The following is a 25,140-nucleotide window of genomic DNA, read 5'->3' as shown; positions in this document are numbered from 1 at the left end:
AAACGAGTAGTGTCCCCTTGACCCCGCCCGAGCGGGGTCTTTTTTGGAGTTGACTATGAAATACCTTATTCCATTATTGCTTGCCCTTTCTTTCCTTTCCCATGCCCAAAGTCAGTCGGTAGAGACGGTGCCTTTACAGAAGGTTAGTTTGTTACCCAGCCCTTTTAAACACGCGCAGGATACTAATCTAAACTACTTACTTGAGCTGGATGCTGATCGTTTGCTCGCACCTTATCGCCAGCAGGCAGGTATTGAGAGCCCAGAGCCAAGCTACGGTAACTGGGAAGGCGACGGTTTGGGTGGACACATAGGCGGACACTACCTAAGTGGGTTAGCATTGACTTATGCTGCAACCGGCAATGAAGAAATACACCAGCGTTTGCAGTATATGCTGAACTCACTGGCAGAAGTGCAGAAAGCTAATGGCAATGGTTATTTAGGTGGCATTCCAGGTGGTGAAGCCATGTGGGAAGAAATTCAGGCTGGTAATATTGATGCCGATCTTTTTGTGCTGAACGATAAATGGGTTCCCTGGTATAACCTGGATAAAGTCTATGCCGGACTGCGTGACGTTTATCGCTATACAGATAACGAGAAAGCGCTGCAGATGTTGCTGGCTCTGACAGACTGGACAATTGAATTAGTCAGTGAATTGTCTGATGAACAAATTCAGCAAATGTTGGTGAGTGAGCACGGTGGACTGAATATTGTATTTGCCGATGTCTATGAAATTACGGGCGAAGAGAAATACCTGCATCTGGCACGGCAATTTTCCCACCAGCAAATTTTACAGCCTTTAAGTCAGCATAAGGACCAGCTGGACGGTCTGCATGCCAATACCCAAATCCCAAAAGTGGTAGGTTTTGAGCGTGTGCATGGTGTCGCGGGTGATGAGGCTTATGGTGAGGCCGCCGAGTATTTCTGGCGGAATGTTGTCAAAAAACGCACTGTTGCTATTGGTGGTAACAGTGTGCGTGAACACTTTCATGACAGTGACGATTTCAGCGACATGATTGAGGACGTTGAAGGGCCGGAAACCTGTAACAGTTATAACATGCTCAAGCTGTCCAGGTTGCTTTATCAGCGCGGTGCTGAAACCCGTTATATTGATTACTATGAGCGCACTCTGTACAACCATATTTTATCTTCGCAGCATCCGCAAAGTGGCGGTTTGGTTTACTTCACGCCTATGCGGCCGAATCACTACCGGGTTTATTCTGCAGTGCATGATGCCATGTGGTGCTGTGTTGGCTCGGGTATTGAGAGTCATGCCAAGTACGGGCGTATGATTTATGCCAGTGATGAACAGTCTTTATATGTGAATCTGTTTATTCCTTCACGTCTGCAATGGCAGGAGCGGGGACTGGATTTAACCATGAGCACCCGCTTTCCGGACGACGACTCCGTTAGCATTACCATTAACCAAAAAACTGATGTGGCTCTGAAGTTACGTTACCCCAGATGGGTGGAAGCGGATCAGCTGAGCCTCAGCGTTAATGGCGAAGCGCAGGAGGTAAGCGCGTCACCCGGGGAATACATTAGCATTCAACGCAACTGGGAACCGGGTGATAAGGTTGAACTGAAGCTTCCTATGCAGCTTTCCTTAGAGCAAATGCCGGATAAAAGCGATTACTATGCGGTGTTATTCGGGCCTATTGTTCTGGCCGCGAAAACCGACCCAATGCCGGGCGAACAGCTTAATTTTGTCGCCGACGATAGCCGCATGGGACACATTGCTCAGGGAGAGCAGTGCCCGCTTGAGTCTGTGCCTATGTTTGTTGCCGACAGTCCTGACTTTTTGGACAAAATAAAACCAGTACCCGGTGAACCACTGACCTTTGAGGTTAAAGATCTGGTGCATCCAGCACAGAATGGCAGTACGCGGTTAATTCCATTTTTCCGGCTGCACGATTCGCGTTACATGCTGTATTGGCCTTATAGCCCGGAAGAAAAGGTCGACCAATTCCGCGCCGCTCAGTCGTCGTTGAGTGAAGAGCGCCAACAGTTAGAAGAGCTGACGGTAGACAGCTTAATACCGGGCGAGCAGCAACCTGAGGCGGATCATTACTTCAAAGGGGAAGATACTCAGGCGGGGGTTAATAATGGCGACCACTGGCGTGATGCCTCTGGCTGGTTCAGTTATGAAATGAAGAACCCGGAAGGGCAGGCCAGAGTATTAAGACTGACCTACTTTGGTGGCGACAGCGGTCGCCGGTTTGACGTTTTGGTTAACGGTGAGCGATTGACCAGAGTGCACTTAAAGGGAGAGCAGGGGGCTAAGCTGTTTAGTCGCGAGTACGAGCTACCTGACAAGTTGCACGATGAAAGTACGTTAACAGTACGCTTTGAAGCACATGAAGGCAGCATTGCTGGTGGCATCTACGGCGTTCGCTTGCTAAAACACGCCGTAGATTAGCCACCTTAACTTATTGGAGTTTCAGATCGGGTTCCTGTTGCGCAAAGTCAGGGAACTCGTCGTCGCTCCAGCGCAGTAACCGAACCCGGGTGTTGCGATTGGGATCATGTAGTGAGTTACCGTCAATTTCACGGTAGCTGCGTGCATGATAAATCACTAAATCGCGATCATCTTTATCAACGGTAAAGCTGCCATGTCCTGGTCCGTAACGTCTTAGTTCTGGGTTAGTATAAAATACTGGCTCCTCTGACTTCTGCCAGGTGCTGGCATCCAGTAAGTCCGCATCGGCATCAGCCCATAGCAACCCGGTAGCATAGTTTTCGTCGGTTGCGCTGGCTGAAAAGCTCAGGAAGATACGGCCATTTCGAATTAACGCCGAAGCCCCTTCATTCACCGAGTATCCTTTCGTTTCCCATTCAAATTCAGGCTCCGAAATTTTGGTCTGTGGGCCTACTTTTGTCGGGCTGATCAGTTCTGCTATGAAAAGGGCAGAGTTATAATCATATTTAGGATGATGCTGAGCCCAGACAAGATAATTGGTACCCTTATGACGAAAATGTGTCGCATCCAGATTGAATGTGTCCCAGGCGGTCTGTAACTGTCCAAGTTCCTTCCATTCACCAGTGAGTGGGTCTTCACTTTTGTTTTCTAAAACGTAGGTTCTTATATTGAAAGGAGCGTCGGCTCGGCCTGCAGCAAAATAAATGTACCAGGCGTCATCAATGCGGTGTATTTCCGGAGCCCAGATATTGGCGCTCATATCCCCTTGTTCGCGTTGCTGCCATATGGTTTTAACGTCAGCTTCGGCTAAACCTGCTACCGACTCGGCACGTCGCAATTCAATGCGGTTAAACTCTGGCACTGAAGCGGTAAAATAGTAGTTACTGTCAACTTTGAGCACCCAGGGGTCTGCACGCTGTGGAATTAACACGTCGGCTGCAGCGAATAAAGGAAAGCAAAGTAAACTGAGTAAGGCCAGATAGTTAGTCATAATAATTCACTTTAGGTTCTGGCAGGCCGCGAGCGCCTGTCTGGTAGATAAGAACAGAACCGGCTAACGGCTCGCTGGCCTTTTGCTCCGGTGTAAGTCCTTCGGTGGCGGAGGTGACAAAAAGTATGTCCATATTAGGGCCGCCGAAAGCAACACAGGTAGGCTGCGACACTGGCAGTTCAAGTATACCTTCGAGTTTTCCAGCAGAACTAAAGCGCGCCACGCCATTACCACCCCAAAGAGCAACCCATAAACGGCCTTGCGCATCGACAATTGCCCCATCGGGCTCGCCCTGTGGAACCGAAGCAAATACTTGAGAGTTTGAAGGAACCCCGTTTAATGGATCAAAGTCATACTGACGAATAGTCCCTGTTGGCGTATCTGCGTGATACATACGCGTGCCTTCCGGGTTCCAACACAGTGCGTTAGGAATTTGGAAGCCTCCAAGCACCGCATGGCAGCCAGTTACATCAACACGATAGAGGCTACCTTTTAGGCCTTCGTCCTGTTCGACCATAGTGGCTGACCAAAAACGTCCCTGGCGATCAGTGCGACCGTCGTTAAAACGGTGCCCGTTAAGCTCTTGTTCTGGTCGGGCTATCCATTCAACCTGCTGTGTTTCGGGTTCGTAAGTGGCGAAACCTGAAGCAAAACTGACCATCATTTTTACGGGCTCTGTGCCAATGATAGAAAACGCAGTCAGGCGTTCCGGTGTGCTCCAGGTTTCCAGTTTTTTAGTGTGCCAGTGGTAACAATAGAGTTGGCAACCGTGAATGTCTGTCCACCACAGGGTATTGGTTAATGAATGCCAGACAATGCCTTCACCAAGTCGGTTAGTCACATCAATGCTGGTTATAAAATGACAATTATCCACGTTGAGAACTCCGGTTGAGAACTTTCTGTAAGGCAATGAAAACGAACAACAGTAAGCCTATAGCAATGCGCGCCCACCAGCTATTTAAGGTGCCCTCAAAGATAATATAGGTCTGGATAATGCCCATTAGCATCACCCCTAATAATGTCCCTAAAATATACCCACTACCGCCGGTTAACAGCGTACCACCAATAACCACCGCGGCGATGGCGTCGAGCTCCATGCCAATACCGGTTAAGGCATAGCCGGAAAAGGTATAAAAGGTATAGAGAATGCCTGCAAAAGCAGCCAGAAAACTGGACATGGCGTAAATGCCAATAGTACTTCGTGCTATAGGCACGCCCATTAGTGCTGCTGACTGGCTATTGCCACCAATAGCGTAAATGTAGCCGCCAAAACGACTGTAGTGAGTGAGCAAAAAAAGCCCGGCTAATACCGCAATAACAATAATAGCGTAACTCGGGAGCCAGGCATTGCCGGGAAGTGCAATGCCGGAATCAGCAACGGCATAATATAAAGGATGATCAATGCCTACGGACTCTTCACTAATGGTGGTTGCCAGCCCTCGCGCAAAAAACATACCCGCCAGGGTTACAATAAAAGGTTGAAGCTTGTAAAAGTAAATCAGGCTGCCCATTAGAGTACCGAACAGCGTCCCGATAACCAGTACCAAAGGAAAGACCAGCAGCGGGTGCCATTGATATTCACTGATAAGCACGGCACAGAGTACGCCACTTAGAGCGACCACAGCACCAACAGACAAATCGATGCCGCCGGAAAGAATAACCAGCGTCATGCCTAAGGCGACGACTAATAAAAACGCATTATCAGTCAGTAAGTTAGTAACGACCTGCAAACTGGCGAAGCCTTCAAACTGAAAACCGCCAATAATAAACATGACCACCAATAAAGAGAATGTGGCGAGCAGGGGAACAAATCGACGTGCAATCATGAGTGTCTCCATTTGCCGGCCAGTCCGCTAATTTGCTTGCGGAAAATATCGGACTGCAGTAGCAATACCAGCACCACTGCCAGTGCTTTTATCAATAAATTAAGTTTAGAGGGCATTCCGCTGACCATAATGGTTGTGTTCAGGGTTTGAATAATGAGTACGCCAATTAGTGACAAGGGAATAGAAAAGCGCCCACCGCTTAACGCAGCACCGCCGAGAACCACCGCCAGGATGGCATCGAGCTCGAGCCACAAACCCACATTATTCGCATCTGAACCGTTGATATCGGCAGCGCTTATAATGCCGGCCAGCGCGGCGCAAAACCCGGTTAATAGATAGGCCATCAGTTTTACGGTGCGGTCATTAATTCCGAGGTAGCGGCTGGCGCTTGAATTGCAGCCAACGGCTTCGACAAAAAGCCCCAATGCAGTGCGCCGCAGCATTAACTGACTGATGCCAAAAACCAGCAGCACCAGCCATATAGTGACGGGAATGCCAAGCAGAGTGCCGCTTCCCAACCAGCTGAAACCGGCATGTTGAAAGGTGACTATCTGACCGTCGTTAAGGAGCTGGGCGATGCCGCGACCGGTCACCATTAATAGCAGCGTCGCTATAATAGGCTGAATGCCCATATAACTGACCAGAGCGCCGTTGATTAAGCCGCATAACAAGCCACTGGCGATACCGGCCACGAGAACCGTAAACAGACTGACGTCCGTGGCCACCAGTAAATTGGCACAAACTGCTCCGGCAATGGCCATCACGGCACCTACCGAGAGGTCAATTCCGCCGGTGGCAATTACAACTGTCATGCCAATGGCTAACAACGCGACCGGAGCACTGCGGTGGAGAATATCAATGGGGTTACCGTAGAAACGGCCGTTATCAAAATGAATGTCTAAGAATGAGGCGTCCAGCAGCAAATTAAATATTAACATTAACAGCAGGGCGGCCAGGGGCCAGATGTAGCGTGATTTAAGCAGCCGCTCTGTAAAAGAATGTGATGTTTCTGTGTTCATTGATTTACACCTCGGCTATCGAATGCATTATGGATTGAGAGGTTAATTCTGCGCCTTGTAGCTCCGCGACTTTGCGGTGGTCACGCATAACGACAACACGGTTAGCAAAGGCGACCAGCTCATCCAGTTCGGATGACGCCACTAATAACGACATGCCTTCATCGCACAGAGATTTAATTAACTTAATGATTTCGGCGTGTGCACCAATATCGATACCGCGAGTGGGTTCGTCTAAAATCAATAGCTGCGGGCTAATAGCCAGCCAGCGGGCAAGAATGACTTTTTGCTGGTTTCCACCGCTGAGTTCTTCAATCGGCTTTTCTGAATCGGGCGTGGCGATGTGAAAAGATTCAATGTACTGATTGGCCAGAGTTCTTTGTTTTTCCGGTGATATATAGCGCCACCAGCCAGCCTGCACCTGAAGGGCCAGAGCGATATTCTCGCGGATGGAAAGTGGGCCAATAATACCGTCAGTTTTACGATCTTCAGGGCAGAGTGCAATGCCTTGCTGCATAGCGTCTGCCGGCTGGTTAAGAGTAACGGGCTGCTGGCGTATTTTAATCTCTCCGCTTTTCAGTGTGTCGATGCCGAATAACGCGCGGCATACCTCAGTACGACCAGACCCCAGTAGGCCGGCCATGCCCACGGCCTCACCTTTATGGACTGTCAGTGATACATCATCGACTGAGTGCGGCACAGTGGCGTTTGATACCGTCAGTAAAGGTTCACGTTTTGTCGGCTCGGTGGCCTCTGTTTGTTCTCCGGTAACCTGTTGCAGTTCCTGACCCAGCATGGCTTCAATTAAGCGGTTGCGCGGCAGATCAGCAATGGGGTATTCACCTATTAACTTGCCGGAACGTAAAACGGTGATGCGATCAGAAATTTGATAGACCTGTTCCAGAAAGTGAGTAATAAACAAAATGGCGATGCCTTCACTTTTCAGCTGACGCAGAATATCAAAAAGAGTGTCTACTTCGCTGCTATCGAGGCTGGCGGTGGGCTCGTCCAGTACCAGAACTTTAGCGTTCATGGCAACGCCACGGGCAATAGCAACTAATTGTTGTATGGCCACGGAGTAGTGAGATAAAGACTCTGTGACATCAATATTCAGTTTGAAACGCTTTAATAACTGGCGGGCGTCTTCCGCCATTTGTTGCCAGCGAATGCAGCCGAAACGCGTCGGTTCGCGCCCAAGGAACAAGTTATGGGCAACGCTTAAGTTCGGCAGTAAATTCACTTCTTGATACACAGGCGCTATTCCCAGCTTCTGGGCTTCTGCGGTATTGGACGGGCTTATTTCTTGTTGCTGCAGCTGAATGCTTCCGCTGTCTTTTGGTAATACGCCGGTCATTATTTTTACCAACGTGGATTTGCCGGCGCCATTTTCCCCCAGCAGCGCGTGAACTTCGCCCGGGAATAAGCGGAAATTAACGGCATCCAGGGCTTTTACTCCGGGGAATTGCTTACTGATATTACTGAGTTCAAATAGCGCTTTTTCTGATTGTTCTTGTTGCATGATTTTCTCCCAACGACAAAGGCGGCCTATTGGCTTCGCTTTTGATATTCCTCAGCTGCAGTGGCTTGAGTGTAAACATCGCCAGTGGTACGGATCAGTTTTGGTATGTCCGTGTCGCCCTTTAAATAGCGTTGAATAACGTCGTAAGTCGGTGCACCTAAATGCGGGTCTAACTCAACGGTGACATTCGCCAGGCCGTTAGCCATAGCCAGGAAATAGTCCGGAATACCGTCTACGGAAATCACTTTGATATCTTCTCCGGGAGCAAGGCCAGACTCTTTAATTGCCTGAATGGCACCTAACGCCATCTCATCGTTATGTGCCCAAAGGGCACAGATGCTGTTTGGGTCTTCTGCTCTGAGAAAGCTTTCCATTACTTCTTTACCACGGTTGCGGGTGAACTCCGCAGTCTGACTCCGTACTATGGTAATGTTGTCGTGTTTATTGATAACGCTGTTGAAGCCCGTTCCCCGGTCAATAGCCGCAGTGGAACCAACGGTACCTTGCAGCTCGACTACTCGACATTCGTCCTGTTCGTTCTCAACTAACCATTGAGCGGCCTTCACTCCCTCCTCAACAAAGTCTGAGGCAATGCGGGTAAGGTATAGGTCTTCGTCTGCGCGAATGTTGCGATCCAGAATAATGACTGGAATGTCGGAGCGTTGTGCCTGGCGGAGAATGGGTGTCCAGCCGGTTTCAACTACCGGGGCGATGACAATGGCGTCTACCCGCATGGCAATAAAGGTGCGTACCGCCCGAATTTGATTGGCTTGTTGCTGTTGAGAGTCTGCAAATTTCAGCGTGATGCCGCGCCGTTTTGCTTCTTCTCGCATGTCGTTACTAAAGTTGGTTCGCCAGCCGCTTTCTGAGCCAACTTGAGCAAAACCTACCACAATTTCAGCCATAGCATTCTGATTGAGCAGGAGTAACGACATCATTGCTAATGTCTTTATGTTCATGTTTTTCGCCTTTATCTTATTGTTTACTTATTATTTGGGGCAAATTCATGTTGCTGTGTTTTCAGCCGCCGCTTAGCTGCTGGAAAACTTATAGAGACTGCTTTGTTGATACTTCTGCCCCGGGGACAGAATGACCGAAGGGAATGAGGACTGATTTACCGCATCGGGGTGAATATGAGGCTCGAGACAAAGTCCTCCGTATTGTGGTAACGGTTTACCAGAAGCTCCGGGTATCGAGGAGTCCAGGAAGTTGCCACTGTAAAACTGAACGCCTGGCTCTGTGCTGAACAGCTCCATTGTACGTCCGGAAACCGGATCTCGTAATTTAGCCATTTTTTGCAAGGTACGGCTTTTCTCGTCTCGCGCTACCCAAAAATGGTCATAGCCCTGTTCGGTTTTCGCAATATCCTGCCCTATGGTTTTGGCCCGTTGGAAGTCCATAGGCGAATCTGCTGTATCCATTAAGCGACCAGTAGGAATGAGTTCTTTGTCAACTTCTACGTAGCGGCCAGCGTGAAGAGTCAGTTCATGATCGAGAATGGACCCCGCGCCTGCCAGATTAAAATACATATGACTGGTCATATTGACCGGGCATGTTTTATCTGTGGTGGCCTGGTAGTCGATAAGCAACTCGTTCTTTTCATTCAGTGAATAAGTTACCGCGGCTTTAAAGTTACCAGGGTAGCCCTGGTCACCATCTGCACTAAAAATATGGAATGTGACACTAACGTTATCAGCTGCTTCCCTGCTCTCTGTATCCCAAAAACGGAAAGATAACCCTTCCGGGCCGCCGTGCAGCTGATTTTCGCCTTCATTACTGACCAGATGAATGTTCTGATCATCGACTGAAAACTGACTCTGGCCTATACGGTTAGCGCAACGGCCAACAATAACGCCAAAGTAGTAAGGGTTTTTCAACCACAGAGTCGGGTCCTGATAATTAAGGGTAACTTCCTGAACGCCTTGGTTTCCGGGTACTTTCAATGAACGGACGCTGGCGCCAAAGTTAGCCAGAGTAACTTGCATACCCTGGCTGTTATTTAACGTAAAAAAGCGCAGAGGCTGGCTAAAGCCAGCGTGCACTTCTTTACTTTCTGTAATGAACAAAGCCATGGCTTAGTTCTCAACAGCCTTGTTAGTGCGTTCGCCATTTATCCAACGGCTGATGCCCCATGGGTTTTCGTTCTTCAGAGCGTCCGGCAGTAAGTCATGCGGATAGTTCTGGAAGCAAATAGGACGTACAAAACGGTCAATTGCTTTCGTACCGACAGAAGTAAAGCGGCTGTCTGTTGATGCCGGAGAAGGACCACCGTGCATCATTGCGTCACAAACTTCTACGCCAGTAGGGAAGTTATTCACAACCATACGACCCACTTTATCCTGTAACAGGCTTAGCAGTTCAGAGTAGTTCTTCAGTTCGCTTTCTGTAGCCTGCAGTGTGCCGGTTAGCTGGCCGCCTAAATGACTGACAACTGTATTCAGTTCTTCAGCATTTTTACATTTAATGACTAAAGAGCTGGGGCCGAAGTTTTCTGCCTGAAGCTCTGGGTTTTTGACAAAATCTGATGCTGAAACCGTAAATAATTCAGCCTGTCCACAGAAACCTTTTTCACCTTCTTTTACTGGCTGGCCTGTTGCAACTGATTTAACACCTGGCTGGCCTGACAGCTTTTGACGACCCGACTGATAAGTTTCAGCAATGCCTTGATTCAGCATAACGCCAGCGTTTACATCAGCTAATGCTTTGGCAGTAGAATCAATAAAGGTATCCAGCTCATCGCCTTCAATACCTAATACCAAGCCTGGGTTTACACAGAACTGACCCACGCCCAGTGTTAGCGAACCGACAAAGCCTTCAGCAATGCTTTGTGCTGAGTTTTTTAATGCTTCTGGTAAGACAACAATGGGGTTAATGCTGCCCATTTCGGCAAATACCGGAATTGGGTTTTTACGTTCGCTGGCCAGTTTGTATAGCGCCATACCGCCAGAGTGAGAGCCGGTAAAGCCAACGGCTTTAACTTGTTCTGCTTTGACTAATGCCGCGCCGACATCTTTGCCAGGGCCCGTTACGTACGAGAACGTACCTTTCGGCATTTGGCATTTGTCAGCCGCTTTTTGTACTGCCTGTGCAACTAATTCTGCTGAGCCAGCGTGAGAGTTGTGGCCTTTAACAATAACCGGACAACCTGCCGCTAATGCGGACGCTGTGTCACCGCCGGCAGTAGAGAAGGCCATTGGAAAGTTAGAAGCACCAAACACAGCGACTGGACCAAGCGCTTGTTTATAAAAGCGAATGTCAGCGCGTGGCATAGGCTGACGATCCGGCATTGCTTTATCAATACGCGCATCCAGGAACTCGCCACTTTGAATGGTGTTAGCGAAGAGTTTTAACTGGTTGCACGTACGACCGCGCTCGCCTTCAACACGAGCCTGCGGGTAGCCGGTTTCAGCTTTTAAACGATCTAATAATTCATCGCCTAAAGCCATAATTTCATCGGCACAAGCTTGTAAAAATTCGCCGCGTTGCTTCAGTGTCGTTGCTGCGTAGACAGGAGCCGCTTTCGCTGCGCCTTCAACCGCTGCGTCAACCTGACTGCCGTCAGCATGGTTTATTGTTGGCTCCAGCGCTTCACCTGTAGCTGGATTGACCGCCTGGTAAGAGGCACCTTTGCCTGCTTGCCATTCGCCTTGAATAAGTTGTTTACCTGTAATAGTCATAATATATCCTGTTACTTAAAGGTACTCTGCCGCGCGGCGCGCGACCCGAAATATCCTGTTACACCCACCCGGCATCGACAATAAAGTCTTGAGCAGTACACATGCTGCTATCGTCTGACGCTAAAAATAACGCCATTGCTGCGATGCTTTCGGGCATTAGTGGTGCATTAATGCATTGGTTTTTAGCAATGTCTTTTTTGGTTTCTTCTGTAACCCACAAAGATAATTGACGTTCAGTCATAACCCATCCCGGGGTTAGTGTATTGACCCGGATATTATCCTCGCCCATATCACGGGCCAGGCCTCGGGTCAGGCCCAGTACGGCCGACTTTGCACTGGTATACCCAGGCATATTGCCCTGACTTTCGTGCCAGCTCATTGAGCCAAAGTTAATGATGGAACCGCCACCCAGTTCTTTCATTTGCGAGTACACTGCCTGTGCTGCAAAGAACTGCGGACGCAGATTAATATGCATGCGTTCATCCCAGTATTCCGGGGTCACATCACGGAAGTCGTGACGGGTATCACTGGCAGCGTTGTTTATCAGTACGCCAATGGCACCAAGTTCACTTTTGACTTGCTCAACAACTTGGCGTAAGTGCTCAATATCAACCAGGTTACACGGGTAAAAATGTGCCTTACCTGAGCTTGAATTTTCATTAACTTTCTCGACCAGCGCTTTTGATTCATCTTCCAGAATGTCGACGAAAGCCACTTGGCTTCCCTGCGCGACAAACGCTTCTACTAATGCCGCGCCAATACCAGAGCCGCCGCCGGTGATAAATACCGTACGGCCTCTGAGGCTAGGATATTGATTCGTTAATGTCTTTTGTTCTGCCATTGAACACCTGTTTAATGTGAATGTTTTGGTACTGCGGCACCACGGCAACCCACCAGAAAGTCCAGGTCACAGCCTTCATCGGCTTGTAGCACCCGTTCCCGGTAAATTTCTAAATAACCGCCAGATTTTGCGATTACCTGAGTTGCTTTCAGTTTCTCCAGACGTGCTTTCAATTCTTCGTCACTGACCTCTAACTGAAGAACTCCGGCATCCGCATCTAATTGAATGTAATCGCCTTCCTCGACCGCAGCCAGAGGACCAAGTTCCATCGCCTCGGGAGCAACGTGCAGCACGACCGTACCAAATGCTGTGCCACTCATGCGGGCATCAGATATTCGAACCATGTCTTTTACCCCTTTTTTCAGAACTTTAGGAGGTAAACCCATGTTTCCGACTTCTGCCATTCCCGGGTAACCTTTCGGCCCACAGTTTTTGAGCACCATGACGCTGTTTTCATCAATATCCAGATCTGGATCGGCAATACGTGCTTTATAATCTTCGAAGCTCTCAAAGACCACGGCTTTACCGCGATGCTTCATTAGATGAGGGCTTGCCGCCGACGGCTTAAGTACCGCGCCACGTGGCGCCAGATTACCGCGTAATACGCAGATTCCGCCATGTTTCAGTAAAGGCTCGTCAAAGGTACGGATGACATCATCGTTATAGCAAGGCGCTTCCTCTACGTTTTTCCAGATAGATTTGCCATTAACTGTTAAAGCGTCTTTGGTCAGTATGCCTTCCTCACCTAAACGGCGCAGCACAACCGGTAGTCCGCCGGAGTAATAGAAGTCTTCCATCAGGTAGCGACCCGAGGGCTGCAAGTTAACAATAGTCGGAACTTCTTTGCCTTCCAGCCAGTCATCCAAATCCAGATCGACGCCCATACGGCCAGCGATGGCTTTAAGGTGAATCACCGCATTGGTTGACCCGCCGATTGCAGCATTGGTTTTAATCGCATTTAAGAACGCGTCGCGGGTTAACACTTTAGACAGTTTCAGGTCTTCATGAACCATTTCCACAGCGCGCATGCCCGACATATGAGCTAATACGTATCTCCGCGAATCCACCGCTGGAATAGCGGCGTTATGCGGCAGGCTCACGCCTAGTGACTCTGCCATAGAAGCCATAGTAGAAGCCGTGCCCATCGTGTTACAGGTACCGGCCGAACGAGACATGCTGGCTTCGGCATCCATAAATTCTTGTAGAGAAATATTGCCGGCTTTGTATTCTTCGTGCATTTTCCATACAAGGGTGCCTGAGCCTACATCTTTACCATGGTGCTTACCGTTAAGCATCGGCCCGCCGCTGACTACAATTGTTGGTAGGTCGCAACTCGCTGCACCCATTAACAAGGCTGGCGTGGTCTTATCGCAGCCGACCATCAGAACGACACCGTCAATTGGGTTGCCGCGAATCGCTTCTTCTGTGTCCATGGCCGCCAGGTTGCGAGTTAACATAGCCGTTGGTCGTAGGTTTGACTCACCGTTAGAAAACACGGGAAATTCCACCGGAATACCACCCGCTTCGCGAATGCCGTTCTTAACACGGTCGGCTAAGTCGCGAAAATGCGCGTTACAAGGGGTCAGTTCCGACCATGTGTTACAAATTCCAATAACCGGCTTGTTGTCAAAGTGATGATCAGGAATTCCCTGGTTTTTCATCCAGCTACGATACATAAAACCGTTTTTGTCTGCGGTCCCAAACCATTGGGCGGAGCGCAGTTTAGATTTATTTTTGTCGTCGTTGTTCAAGGCTACACCTGTTAATTAGTAATACAATACTACGTTATGGTCGCGATTCTTCCTTCGAATGTCAATCGCTGACTCAATTCTGTACAGCATTAACCAAAATTTATAGCGGGCTCGATCATTGCTCAAGCCTAAAAGGTAATATAGTATTACTTTTTAAATTTTGTAGTATAAATTCATAGCAGGAGCCTATCTAATGCGTCTGATTCAATACGTCACAGAGGCTGGCAAGCAACAGGCCGGTGTCGTTAACGGTGAGCATATTCACCCTTTAAAGGAAGTTGTCAGTGTTTATGAGCTTGCGGAAAAAGCTCTGCAGGAGAAAACCGGTTTAGAGTCGTTAATAGAAAAACTGCAAAGCGATGAGCAAATTTCTTACGTTGAATTAATTAACGAGAACCGCTTACTCAGCCCGTTTCATCATGAAGACCCTGCGCATCTGTTCGTAACTGGCACAGGTCTGACGCATTTAGGCAGTGCTGACACGCGCGCAAATATGCATGCACAAGGCTCGGACAGTTCAAACGCCGAACTGACGGACTCTATGAAAATGTTTAAAGCCGGAGTACAAAACGGCAAGCCGAAATCTGGTGAGCAGGGCGCTCAGCCGGAATGGTTCTACAAAGGTGATGGCAGTATCGTGGTTGCGCCAGGCCAGGCCCTGACTTCTCCGCATTTTGCTCTGGACGCTGGCGAAGAACCAGAAATTGCAGGCTTATATATAAATGATAGAGACGGCCAACCGCACCGCATTGGTTTTGCATTGGGTAACGAATTTTCTGACCATATTACGGAAAAAGAAAACTACCTGTTATTAGCCCACTCTAAATTGCGCCAATGCTCAATTGGACCTGAAATTCTCATCGGCGATTTACCGGCGAATATCAAAGGCTATTCGCGCATTATCCGCGACAACGAAGTATTGTGGGAAAAAGAGTTTTTGAGTGGTGAAGAGAATATGTCTCACACTATTGAGAACCTGGAGAACCACCACTTTAAGTATCCTATTTTCCGCCAACCGGGTGACGCGCATATGCACTTTTATGGCACAGCAACGTTAAGTTTCGGTGACGGAATTAGCACTCAGGCGGGTGATGTCTTTGAAATTGCGGCGGATACCTTTGGTAAACCGTTGCGCAATAAACTGCAGATAGAAAAACAAAGCCCGATTCAAAAGGTTACCAAGCTGTAACCTTAAACCGGTGTTTTGTGCAGTTCCGCCAGTGTGTGCTCCAGAGCATGCCTGGCGTTGACTAAAAGTGTCTGCATTTCTTCCCGTGCGACTACCGGATTCTGCTCTTTAATGGCCATGAACACTGCCTTGTGACCGGGTAGTGAATCGACATACTCTTCCGCTATAGCACTGCTTAAGCGAAATGAATTTTCCAGAGCCGTTTCAATGGTTACGCCTAACGAAGCCATAAACTCGTTATTAGTGGCTTCCAGTAAGGCTAAGTGGAACTCTAAATCGCTTTTGTATACAGCGTCAGTACCAATTTGAGCTTCTTCCATTGCCTTGTATGCTTCAGTTAATGCCGCTAACTGGTCATCAGTGCGGTGCATTGCCGCCAGACTGGCCGCATTAGGCTCGATAATTTCCCGCATTTCATACAGCGACATGTAAAACTTAGTGTCCGGGTTGCTGCTAAAACACCAGCGCAAAACTTCCGCGTCAAACATGTTCCAGTTTTTACGGGGGCGGACTCTGGTGCCCAGTTTTGGACGGGATTCGATTAATCCTTTCGCGGTTAACAGCTTAAAGGCTTCACGCAGTGCTGTGCGCGATACGCCAAGCTCTTCACCAATGTCATTTTCATTCGGGATATACTGACCAGGCAAATAGACGCCACCCACGATTCGAGAGCCCAGTTCCTGAGCAACCCATGAGTGGATACTTTGTGGTCTGTTTCGGGTTGCGCTTTTCATGTGTCTTCCCTTGCATGTGATGATGGTGCGAATTTGTTCATATTAGCGTTTTTTCTCTGTAAGCGTAACCCGCATGAAATAGTGAGTGTAAATAAGTGTAATTTTTGTGCCTAAAGCTGGTGCGATGCATGCAAGTTAGTCTAAATATTCTAAGCTTTATCCAAAAAATGACTAACGGGCGTGTGCGCCCACTTAAAGGAGAAAATTATGTCACGGCTTTTATTATCAGGCATGCTGCTTTTAGCCTGCTCTTCCTCGGTTTTGGCTAATGACCTGAAACCGGGCTTATGGGAAATTACTTCTTCAATGGAAGGAGAGGGTATTCCTAAGCAGCTTACGCGAGAACAAAGCTCGCAGGAGTGTCTCACAGCTGAGGAAGGTAGCGATATGGTCGCTACTATGCGCAAACGTTGGAATGAGACCGGGTGTAAGGATATGGATATCTCCCGGGATGGAGATAAAATTGAAGTTGCGGCGTCGTGCGAAGCCGGTGGGCGCACTACGGAAGTCGATGCATTGATTACGGTGCACAGCAACGAACATTATTCCAGTGAGGTTACAACCACTAACGATAGCTCAGTAACCACCTATCGAGAAGCTTCCTGGGTATCGTCGGAGTGCAAGCAATAAGAGGATGCAATGACTCCCGCAATTGATGTTGCCAGAAAGAATAAGGTTTCTTTTAAGGTACATGAGTATTCCCATGACCCGGCCAGTGAGTCTTATGGTGACGAAGCTGCCGAGAAGTTGGCCGTTCCGCAGGAGCAAGTATTCAAAACCGTGGTTGTAAGCCTTGATGGTAAAGAACTGGCTGTCGGCATCATTCCGGTTTCATCACGGTTAAGCCTTAAGTTGATAGCAAAAGCTTTGGGGGCAAAGAAGGCTGCAATGGCGACTAAACGTGATGTCGAACGTGCTACGGGTTATGTTCTGGGAGGCGTTAGTCCGCTTGGCCAGAAAAAGCAGCTCAGAACCATAATTGATACCTCTGCAACTTATAACCCCACCGTATTTATAAGCGCCGGGCGCCGGGGCTTAGATATGGAGTTGAATCCCGAGGATTTAAAAACTATGGTGAGCGGGGAGTTTGTTAATATTACTTAATGGAACAGCGTATTCAAAAGGATTCAGCAGCAAAGCCATCAGGTGGGCGATACGCGAATATTGGTATCTTATGATCGTCTGACCAGCCGGTTTAAAATTTCTGATGGAAACGATGTGATATACAGCCGCTCTCTGCTGCTGTTGCCACTTATCCGCTCAAATATCGTTATTTCCAATAGCACCCATTCTTTAAAGGTGATTTCTTTTATTTTCTGGCGCGCAAAGTTGGAGCAGGGCGGGAACATTGTTATTTCTGAGCTACTCCGGCCTCGACGCGCTAAATCCATAGCTTCAATTGCGTACAGCGCAGTAATGAGTGTACTGCGGTTTTTGGCGGGTTAAGCCACTTACTTGGCAGCGTTAAAGTTCTGTAAAAATAGATGAGGCTTCATATATTTCGGTACACTTTAAAAAGCGTTGGTGGTTAGGGAACAATAAGCGGATGAAAAGCATAGGCATGAAAGGAGTCGGTGTCGCCGTAATGTTAGCAACATTGCTTTGGCAAGTAGACGCTGAACCAAAGGAAAAGATCTCTATGCAGCAACAGATAGAGCAGCGAAAACAACTCAATAACGCACGCTATAAGCAACTCCGTACTCTTGATGACAAAGCATTGGCTAAGTTCTTATGGATGGAAGAAGAGTCTAATTATTATGAAGTGATGGAATCACTCTCATTAGATATGAAGCCTTACGAAATTGAGTATTCGACTTCTGTGCTGGCGCGTTTGAGCGACTATAATGATTACCAGGCAATGAGTGCTGCCTTCCTGAGCAGTCTCCTGGCAGTGAAACGTATGGATTTCATGGAGTGTAGGAGATACTCAGACGGGCACGGTTTTGCTTTGCGCAAAGGCTTTTCCTTTCCTTTTGCTAACGAACTGAAGCTTGATGCGTTGCTACTGGATAATGGCGAAAAGCTCCGTATTCCGGACTTTACAAAAGGGGAAATGGAAACTAGAGATATTGTCCGCCGGGGTGAAGTTTATTGTGTGCCAGCTCTGGAAAATAAGAGCGCGCCGCAGCCAACAGCGATTAAGGGAGAGTTCTCTACTGACTTACCGGAGAAGCTAATTCAGTTTGAGTTAACCGCAGATGATGTTGGGAAAGCTCAAGATAAAGATGGTTACAGAGTCACCCTAGTTGAAATGAATGACTATTCTTATGTCATTGAAGTCCATGTTAAAACGAACCCTCAAACGACTTTGAGTAAGCTGGATATTATTGGCGAAGCGAAAGCTAAGAACGGACGATATATCCGGAATCGTATTACTGACAGGGTTCCGATGAAAAACTATGAGCGCGTGGAGTCTCTGTTAGGAGAACTAATTGATAAGGCCGCAAACGGTAACCTCAATAAATCCGAGGCAAAGAAAGCTCTTAATGATTTAAATGAGAGTATGGCCGAAGATGAGAGCTCGACGCTTTATAGTGCGTTTGCGTTTCATGGTCCGGTTGAGACTGCCGAAGTAACGATATTAGCCGGTGGCGAGTCACGAAAAGAAGTTAAGCAGATATTTGAATTACCCGTATATTCGTTTGCACAAAAAGCTCCAGCGAAGCAGATTGATTTCGATGAATTACCGACGGTTAAGACAACATTACCGATATACAACGGCGATTCAGAGGTGAATGCCAGCTATGTGGATTTGAGCGCAGAAGCAATGCACGACGAAATTGAAATTCGTCAGCGAAATATTACATATGACCCGGGAATAAAGCATCCGAAGCAAGTGTTTTTGCATTATCCGACAGTGCAAAGTGACTTATTTATTCATATTTTTGATCGTTACGATATAGCGTACAGTAGCGACGTGCAGTTTTTTGACGCCGACGGTGAACCGGTAACGGAAATTGATGACAAGAACAGCGCTTTTCGCTTCACCGTTAGTCGGCTGGAATATGATCCTGAACTTTTCAGTGCGCCGCCAACGCGCGTGAAAGCAAATATATCGGTGTTAACCGCGCCCAATATCATTAAAGAGAACTACGCAAAAAATGACCTCCCGACAGGCGTGAATATCGAAGGAAACAAGCTAATTGTTGATTATGCGGAGTTTACGCCAAGAGAAATTGAGGACGTTGAGTCGCGGTTGGTGCAACGGCGCAATCACGTTTTTGCCAAAGACTCTCAGGGTTACTTAGCTGAGATAAGTACACTAAGTTTACCGCGCCAAGATGGCAAGCCAGTAGATGTCTATTATTTTTATGGTCATCCGGAAAGCTTTGAAATTTGGTATAAGGGTGAAACTAAATCAGTAGATTTTGAATTGGATCTTGAGCTTTAATTTAATGCTTTTCAGATCCTTATAAGGCGATTTTTGAAGCAGTAAAAAGTCAGCTTTCATTCCTTCTCTAATGCGGCCTCGATCTGCTAGTGAGAAAGCATCCGCGGGTTTTGATGTAGCTGACTTTAAAATGGTTTCAGTTGGCATGCCTGCCTCCTGGAAAAGAAGCAGTTCAACTAATAATGACCAGCCATGAGCTGTATTAGGGTTGGGAGCATCGCTACCAGCCAAAATAGGAATACCAGCATTGTGCATACGTTTTGTATTGGTGAGTAAGTTGGTGTAGAAGTGTTCAGGAAATCGGCCGCCGTTAGGAAAGTTACGATTGAGTGTCGATTTTGCGCTGGCACTTATTTCTAGCGTCTCGTTATTCAGTAGAATTTCATCATTGATGGAGCCGCGCAGCATCCCCTCATAAACTGTCATTGTTGGAATTACAAACACACCGTTGATTTTTAGAAGGGTGAGCAGTTCGTCAGAAACAGGCTGGTCAAAAAAACTGTGTACCAAGCCATCGGCTCCGGCTTCAACGGCATCGAGCGCAGAACCATGATCGGCAATGTGAACAACGGCTAAGTAGTCTTGTTCATGCGCAGCCTTAATAGCTGCCTGCAGACCCTGCTTTGAAATAGATGGTGCATGTGCGTAGGCTGAACCGGTGCGGGTATACACTATCTTGATGAAATCTGAGCCTGCATTAATACGTTGTTTTATCAGTTTTTCGGCCTCTTGAGGTTTGGAAAGTGTAGATACCTCAATACCATACTGTGTCCCGTGCCCATTCGGTGCCGTTATTAATAATCCGGCACCAAAAATATCAGCCTTACGGCTAAACTTCGTTGTTGCCCTCTGGGGTTGATGTTGCCGTAGGAAGTTTGGATGACCAAACATATCAATAACGGTGGTTACGCCTCGTTCAAGATTTTGTTCTAATGCATCGCCCCAGGCATGCACGTGTGCATCGATGAGTCCGGGAGCGAGCCAGCGGTTTTGTCCATCTATTTTCCGTAACTGACTGTCCGGTCGTTCCATGTGCAAGTCTTTGATATACCCATCGCGTACTTCAACATAAGCAGCTTTTGAGATGGTTTCCCCGTCAAAAATATTCACCGGGCCCAGGATAAAACTGTTACTGGTTTTGGCGCTTTCTTCCCGGGGTGTTGGCAGCGAGAGAATGATCAAAGCAATAACGACTACAAAAAGTGCTGCGATAATTTTAATCTTCATTTATCTAAACCTTTTAACGAGAAAGTCGCTGATAACGCCAATAAATGACAGCGATTAATACGCCACAAAAAGCGACAAGATAGATCCCGTGTAGCCATAAGTTATGGCCTTGATTCGTACCGATAACGGCATGTGCCAGTTGAGAATAGTGATACGATGGAAGCCCATAAGCGATGTAGCGAACGGTGTCTGGTAAAAACTGAATTGGCACCCATAGACCGGATAAAAACGCCATGGGTAAATAAACTAAGTTGACGACAGCAGGGGCCGCTTTGTCAGACAGGCACAGACCCATGAGTAACCCAGTTAAGGCAAATGGTAGGGTTCCTACTAACAGAACAATGAACAGTAGACTCCACTGCCATAGCCATAATTGCACGTCGGCAAAAAGTGCTGCCGTAATAAACAACAGTAAGGCAATGCAGGCTGCAAAAACTAAACTACTAGAGAACTTAGCAACCACATATGCAGAAAGAGGCATGGGCGAAATGCGCTTCAGTGTAAGCCAGCCTTGTGCCCTGTCGCTAGCAACAGCGGTTGCGTAGTTAAATAATGCTGGACCCATCATGCCAAAACAGGCGTATGAAACCAGCATATACTCGCCTTGTGCGGCGCTAAAGTTAAAGACAATACCGAAGAACACGTAAAACACGAGTGGAAAAAGCATGGCAGGTAAAAAGAATGCCGGGGTGCGCCACAAGCTAAGTAAGTCGTAGAGGCTTTCTTTTAAATAAATGGCCGAATTAAGCATGAGTGGGCTCCCGAATAAGGTGTAAGTAAGCTGACTCCAGAGAATCGTGATCGGAGATAACCTCGTTGACTGAACCCTGTGCAATAATTTGTCCGTCCTGCAAGACAGCAACACGATCGGCAAGTCGCTCTGCTTCTTCAATGTAATGAGTGGTTAGTACTAAAGCGCAGCCATGCTGTCGGCGTTTTTTTATCTGCTCCCAAAGCAAGTGGCGCGCTTCAACATCCATACCTACGGTAGGCTCATCAAGAAAAAGTAAATCGGGGTTTCCAGCCATCGCGATGGCAAACAGAACTTGCTGACGCTGGCCCCCTGATAACTTCCCGAAGCGTTGCTTAGCAATGTCGGTTAAATCAAACTCCTCCAGTAAAAATTCCGGAGTGGCGCCTGACGGATAATAACTACAAAATAAATCCAGTTGTTCAGCGACGGTTAAGTTGGCGTTTAAGGTACCAAGCTGCATCATGACCCCAACACGCTGACGGATGGTTAACGGTCTATGCTGACTATTGAGTTGAGTCCCCAGAATTTCTAAATGCTGAGCCTCATAATCATGCATGCCAAGTATGCTGTTAATTAAGGTTGTTTTGCCTGCTCCGTTTTTTCCAAGTACGGCAATGACTTCACCCGCATAGGCATTAAGGCTGACATTGGTCAGCGCCGCTTTTGCGCCATAGTGTTTATTAAGCGACTGTACTTTAAGGTTTATCTGACTCATGGGCGGCCTTTGTTAGTTATCTGTTGTTAATAAGTCTATTCAGCCAGCCTTTGAGCCGATAGTTGCGTATGTCACCAATTAGGCATGACATTTGTCACTGGTGTGCTTGCTTCGTAGCGGCCATAATAAAAATGGTAAATAGCAAAGAGTGGCGATATGTCAGATAAGCAGCGAACACGCGAACAAAAACATGCGTGGATTTACCTTTTTAACCTCGGTTTCTATATTTTACCGATGGTGCTTTTCCCGTATCCGGTTTGGGAAATTGCCGTCATGGTGGCGGCGATGCTGGTTTTTATTGGTCTTTATTATTATTGCTATTCGGTGCCGCGGGAGAAAATGCTGTGGTCAATCCTTGGCATGTACATTATTGCTTGTGCAGTGACACCGTTAAACCCCGGGTCTATTGCTCTTTTTAGTTACGCGGGATTTTTTGTTGGTTTTGCTTATAACTGGAGGCTCGCGCTCGCGGCTGTTACCGGCATCATTCTTACCTTAGCCGCATTCCATTTTGGTCCTGGAACCAGTTGGGATCTCTTTTTGCCTTATGGCATCGTCATTGTCGTTACTGTCTCTATTTTTGGCCGGGTTGAACGACTCAGGCAACAACACGCTGAAGAGCATGAACGTGATGCTGAAGAGATTGAGCGTTTAGCAACCAGTGTTGAACGAGAGAGGATAGCAAGGGACTTGCACGACATTTTGGGTCACACGCTTTCGAGTATTATTTTGAAATCGGATCTCGCCAAGGCGCAACTTTCTAAGCAGCGTTACGATGAAGCTTCTGAGCAGTTAGTAGAGCTGAGTGAAATTGCTCGTGAATCCCTTTCGCAGGTGCGGCAAAGTGTTTCTGGGTACAAGCATGGTGGGTTACATCTTGAGCTGAGACGGCTTGAGCAGCGTTTGACTGACGGAGGCTTCAGTACTCGGGTAACCGGTACACCGCCGATAATAGATGAGCAACGGGAAACCTCACTGGTGTTAGCAATAACCGAATTGGTAACCAATATTATTCGTCACAGCAATGGTCAACAATGTTTGATTCATTTTGATGAAACAGCAAACACTTACTGTATTAAAGTTGTGGATAATGGTCGTTGTCATGACGTGAGTGTGGGCAATGGTTTGAGCGGCGTTGAGCTGAGAATACAGGAGCTTGGCGGCTCCATGTCCATCTCAACAAACAAAGGGTGTGAGGTGGCTCTCTTCTTACCAAAACTCGCAGAGCAACAGCCATGAAAATTCTCTTAGCTGAAGATCAAACCATGGTGAGAACTGCGCTGGCAAGTCTGTTGCGACTGGAGTCTGATTATCACGTCGATGAAGCCGTGGATGGCGTTGATGCTCAGAAAAAATTACAAGAAGCTGATTACGATGTATTGCTGAGCGATATTGAAATGCCTAACCTTTCCGGCCTTGAGCTTGTCCAGTGGGCGCAGCAGCAACAACCAAACCTTAGTTCGGTTATTATCACCACCTTTAACCGTGCCGGTTATATTAAGCGAGCTATTGACTCCGGTGTCCGTGGTTTTCTACTAAAAGATGCGCCGATTAATGAACTGATCGCGTCGTTGCAACGGGTATGTCTGGGTGAGCAAGTGATAAGTAATGATCTTCTTCTTCAGGCTCTTGGAGAGCGTGACCCGTTGACAGAAAAAGAGCGTAAGGCACTACGTCTGGCAAGTCAGGGGTTAAGCACTCAAGCCATCGCAGAACAGTTATTCATTGCTCCAGGTACGGCTCGAAATTACCTTTCTGAGGCAATCAATAAACTGCATGCGAGCAACCGGACTGAGGCTGCTCGCATCGCTCATCAAAAAGGCTGGTTGTAATAAGCTATACGCCTTTTATAAAAGGCTTAAAGCTTCACAATCAACTTACCTTTATTGTCGCCGGTAAAGAACATGTTCAGTCCCTCAATGGCTGATTCCAGCCCTTCAAGAATATGCGAACGGTGTTTTATTTTGCCGGACATAACGTAAGGCGTCAGTTGTTGCAGCAAGCTTGGAATTTGGTCGAAGTGATCTGGCATGGTAAAGCCCTGAATTGTCAGGCGCTTTTTAATAACAGGCACCCAGCTTGGTCCGGGGCTGGGCACTTCTTTATCGTAGTCGGCTATCATGCCGCAAACCACCACACGACCGTGCGCGTTCATACGTTCAACCACCAGGTTTTGAATGGGGCCGCCGGTATTTTCAAAGTATAAATCTACGCCATCAGGAGTCAGCTTAGTCAGTTGGTCGCGCAAATCATCAGTTTTATAATTAATCGCGCCGTCAAAACCAAGTTCGTTGACTATCCAGTTGGCTTTTTCGTCACTCCCGACAACACCTATCACGTTAAGGCCTTCGGCTTTTGCTATCTGACCGACAATTGAGCCGACTGAACCTGCAGCGCCTGTTACTACGATGGTTTCTCCATTTTTAGGTTTACCTACATTAAGTAACCCTTGCGTAGCAGTTAACCCGGGTAAGGCAAATACTGAGAGTACAGTTTCGTCAGGTACGTCGGCCTGAACCTTGTTAATACCTTTACCGTCGCTCAGTGCATATTCCTGCCAGCCCATCATGCCCATAACCCGGTCGCCGACTTCAAAGTCAGGATGGTTACTCTCGACAACCTCGCCAACACCCGAGCTGCGCATTACCGTGTTTAATTCAACCGGTGGTATGTAGCTCTCGGTATCGGGACTCATCCAGCCAAACATGGCTGGATCAAGCGACATTTGCCGTTGTTTAATCAATATTTCACCGGAGCCTGCTTTTGGAAGCTCTTTTTCTGTTACTTCAAAAATGTCCGCGGAGACAGGGCCCGGTTCCGGGCGCTTAATTAGTTTTATGGCTTTATAAGTCGTCATATAGTTCCCTCTTTATTAGGTTGCGTTTAAATCTATATGGTTACTACAGTCGGTTAATGAAAGGTCAACCCTGTGAGATTTATCACATTCTTTTGTAAACAGTAGTTGCCGGATATTGTTAACTTTACCTAAGTCGATTAACATCAAATAGATAGTTGTTGTTCTGAAAGGGATATCAGGCATTGCGTAAACTCTGTCGGCTTATTCTTTTCTTACTATAAAAACTGTTTACGCCT

22 protein-coding genes are annotated in these 25,140 nt (G+C 47.5%); 7 read left to right on the top strand and 15 right to left on the bottom strand.

Going from position 1 to position 25,140, the window contains the following annotated elements; translation table 11 throughout:
- Positions 1–55 precede the first annotated feature (55 nt).
- Positions 56–2,416, top strand: a complete 2,361-nt coding sequence (locus tag DET62_RS08835; RefSeq protein ID WP_110014188.1) for a glycoside hydrolase family 127 protein — start codon at positions 56–58, stop codon at positions 2,414–2,416.
- Positions 2,417–2,426: 10 nt separating this feature from the next.
- On the opposite strand, the gene DET62_RS08830 is transcribed toward DET62_RS08835, so the two are convergent.
- The 10 genes from DET62_RS08830 to DET62_RS08785 form a co-directional block, all read right to left on the bottom strand.
- A complete protein-coding gene (locus DET62_RS08830) occupies positions 2,427–3,407 on the bottom strand; it encodes a family 43 glycosylhydrolase (RefSeq protein WP_110014187.1) in 981 nt (326 codons plus the stop codon).
- Positions 3,400–4,281 carry an SMP-30/gluconolactonase/LRE family protein gene (locus tag DET62_RS08825; protein WP_110014186.1) on the bottom strand — a complete coding sequence of 294 codons (882 nt, stop codon included), beginning with the start codon at positions 4,279–4,281 and terminating at the stop codon, positions 3,400–3,402. Before DET62_RS08825 ends, DET62_RS08830 begins: the two co-directional genes overlap by 8 nt.
- The gene (yjfF, locus tag DET62_RS08820; protein WP_110014185.1) at positions 4,274–5,233 is read right to left on the bottom strand and encodes a galactofuranose ABC transporter, permease protein YjfF; all 960 of its coding nucleotides are present in this window, start codon (positions 5,231–5,233) and stop codon (positions 4,274–4,276) included. The genes DET62_RS08825 and yjfF overlap by 8 nt, the downstream gene beginning before the upstream one ends.
- Positions 5,230–6,252: an ABC transporter permease gene (locus DET62_RS08815; RefSeq protein ID WP_110014184.1), complete on the bottom strand. Its 1,023-nt coding sequence runs from the start codon at positions 6,250–6,252 to the stop codon at positions 5,230–5,232. The genes yjfF and DET62_RS08815 overlap by 4 nt, the downstream gene beginning before the upstream one ends.
- 4 nt (positions 6,253–6,256) lie before the next feature.
- Complete coding sequence (locus DET62_RS08810; protein ID WP_110014183.1) at positions 6,257–7,768, bottom strand: sugar ABC transporter ATP-binding protein; 1,512 nt, start codon at positions 7,766–7,768, stop codon at positions 6,257–6,259.
- A 26-nt stretch (positions 7,769–7,794) separates the two neighbouring features.
- A complete protein-coding gene (locus tag DET62_RS08805) occupies positions 7,795–8,727 on the bottom strand; it encodes an ABC transporter substrate-binding protein (RefSeq protein WP_110014182.1) in 933 nt (310 codons plus the stop codon).
- 72 nt (positions 8,728–8,799) lie between these two features.
- Complete coding sequence (locus DET62_RS08800; RefSeq protein ID WP_110014181.1) at positions 8,800–9,840, bottom strand: aldose epimerase family protein; 1,041 nt, start codon at positions 9,838–9,840, stop codon at positions 8,800–8,802.
- A 3-nt stretch (positions 9,841–9,843) separates the two neighbouring features.
- Entirely contained in the window at positions 9,844–11,445 is a 1,602-nt protein-coding gene (locus DET62_RS08795; RefSeq protein ID WP_110014180.1) for an aldehyde dehydrogenase (NADP(+)), read from the bottom strand.
- A 58-nt stretch (positions 11,446–11,503) separates the two neighbouring features.
- The gene (locus tag DET62_RS08790; RefSeq protein ID WP_110014179.1) at positions 11,504–12,286 is read right to left on the bottom strand and encodes an SDR family oxidoreductase; all 783 of its coding nucleotides are present in this window, start codon (positions 12,284–12,286) and stop codon (positions 11,504–11,506) included.
- A gap of 11 nt (positions 12,287–12,297) precedes the next feature.
- Positions 12,298–14,037, bottom strand: a complete 1,740-nt coding sequence (locus DET62_RS08785; protein ID WP_110014178.1) for an IlvD/Edd family dehydratase — start codon at positions 14,035–14,037, stop codon at positions 12,298–12,300.
- Positions 14,038–14,230: 193 nt separating this feature from the next.
- Between DET62_RS08785 and araD1 the strand changes: the two genes are divergently transcribed.
- Positions 14,231–15,226, top strand: coding sequence for an AraD1 family protein (gene araD1 / locus DET62_RS08780; RefSeq protein ID WP_110014177.1), 996 nt, complete (start codon positions 14,231–14,233; stop codon positions 15,224–15,226).
- 2 nt (positions 15,227–15,228) lie between these two features.
- Here the strand turns inward: araD1 and DET62_RS08775 are convergent, their stop codons facing one another.
- On the bottom strand, positions 15,229–15,960 hold the full coding sequence (locus DET62_RS08775) for a FadR/GntR family transcriptional regulator (protein ID WP_110014176.1): 732 nt from the start codon (positions 15,958–15,960) through the stop codon (positions 15,229–15,231).
- 207 nt (positions 15,961–16,167) lie between these two features.
- Here DET62_RS08775 and DET62_RS08770 point away from each other — a divergent pair, with 207 nt between their 5' ends.
- From DET62_RS08770 to DET62_RS08755, 3 genes are all read left to right on the top strand, one after another.
- Positions 16,168–16,590, top strand: a complete 423-nt coding sequence (locus DET62_RS08770; protein WP_110014175.1) for a DUF3617 family protein — start codon at positions 16,168–16,170, stop codon at positions 16,588–16,590.
- A gap of 9 nt (positions 16,591–16,599) precedes the next feature.
- Positions 16,600–17,064: a Cys-tRNA(Pro) deacylase gene (gene ybaK / locus DET62_RS08765; RefSeq protein ID WP_110014174.1), complete on the top strand. Its 465-nt coding sequence runs from the start codon at positions 16,600–16,602 to the stop codon at positions 17,062–17,064.
- A 481-nt stretch (positions 17,065–17,545) separates the two neighbouring features.
- On the top strand, positions 17,546–19,351 hold the full coding sequence (locus DET62_RS08755) for a hypothetical protein (RefSeq protein ID WP_110014172.1): 1,806 nt from the start codon (positions 17,546–17,548) through the stop codon (positions 19,349–19,351).
- Here DET62_RS08755 and DET62_RS08750 read toward each other — a convergent pair.
- Genes DET62_RS08750 through DET62_RS08740 form a run of 3 tightly spaced genes read right to left on the bottom strand, consistent with a single transcriptional unit; the run spans position 19,319 to position 22,047 of the window.
- On the bottom strand, positions 19,319–20,578 hold the full coding sequence (locus DET62_RS08750; RefSeq protein WP_110014171.1) for an amidohydrolase family protein: 1,260 nt from the start codon (positions 20,576–20,578) through the stop codon (positions 19,319–19,321). The genes DET62_RS08755 and DET62_RS08750 overlap by 33 nt on opposite strands.
- Positions 20,579–20,591: 13 nt before the next feature.
- A complete protein-coding gene (locus tag DET62_RS08745) occupies positions 20,592–21,329 on the bottom strand; it encodes an ABC transporter permease (protein WP_110014170.1) in 738 nt (245 codons plus the stop codon).
- Positions 21,322–22,047: an ABC transporter ATP-binding protein gene (locus DET62_RS08740; RefSeq protein WP_110014169.1), complete on the bottom strand. Its 726-nt coding sequence runs from the start codon at positions 22,045–22,047 to the stop codon at positions 21,322–21,324. Before DET62_RS08740 ends, DET62_RS08745 begins: the two co-directional genes overlap by 8 nt.
- A 156-nt stretch (positions 22,048–22,203) precedes the next feature.
- On the opposite strand from DET62_RS08740, the gene DET62_RS08735 reads away from it, so the two are divergent.
- Positions 22,204–23,286, top strand: coding sequence for a sensor histidine kinase (locus DET62_RS08735; RefSeq protein WP_110014168.1), 1,083 nt, complete (start codon positions 22,204–22,206; stop codon positions 23,284–23,286).
- Positions 23,283–23,879: a response regulator transcription factor gene (locus DET62_RS08730; protein WP_110014167.1), complete on the top strand. Its 597-nt coding sequence runs from the start codon at positions 23,283–23,285 to the stop codon at positions 23,877–23,879. The genes DET62_RS08735 and DET62_RS08730 overlap by 4 nt, the downstream gene beginning before the upstream one ends.
- Positions 23,880–23,905: 26 nt before the next feature.
- Here the strand turns inward: DET62_RS08730 and DET62_RS08725 are convergent, their stop codons facing one another.
- A complete protein-coding gene (locus DET62_RS08725; RefSeq protein WP_110014166.1) occupies positions 23,906–24,904 on the bottom strand; it encodes an NADP-dependent oxidoreductase in 999 nt (332 codons plus the stop codon).
- Positions 24,905–25,140: the final 236 nt, after the last annotated feature.

It is taken from the genome of Idiomarina sp. H2, from assembly GCF_004364275.1.
Taxonomy (GTDB): Bacteria; Pseudomonadota; Gammaproteobacteria; order Enterobacterales; family Alteromonadaceae; genus Idiomarina; species Idiomarina loihiensis.
This window is presented reverse-complemented; position numbering and strand designations above follow the sequence as displayed.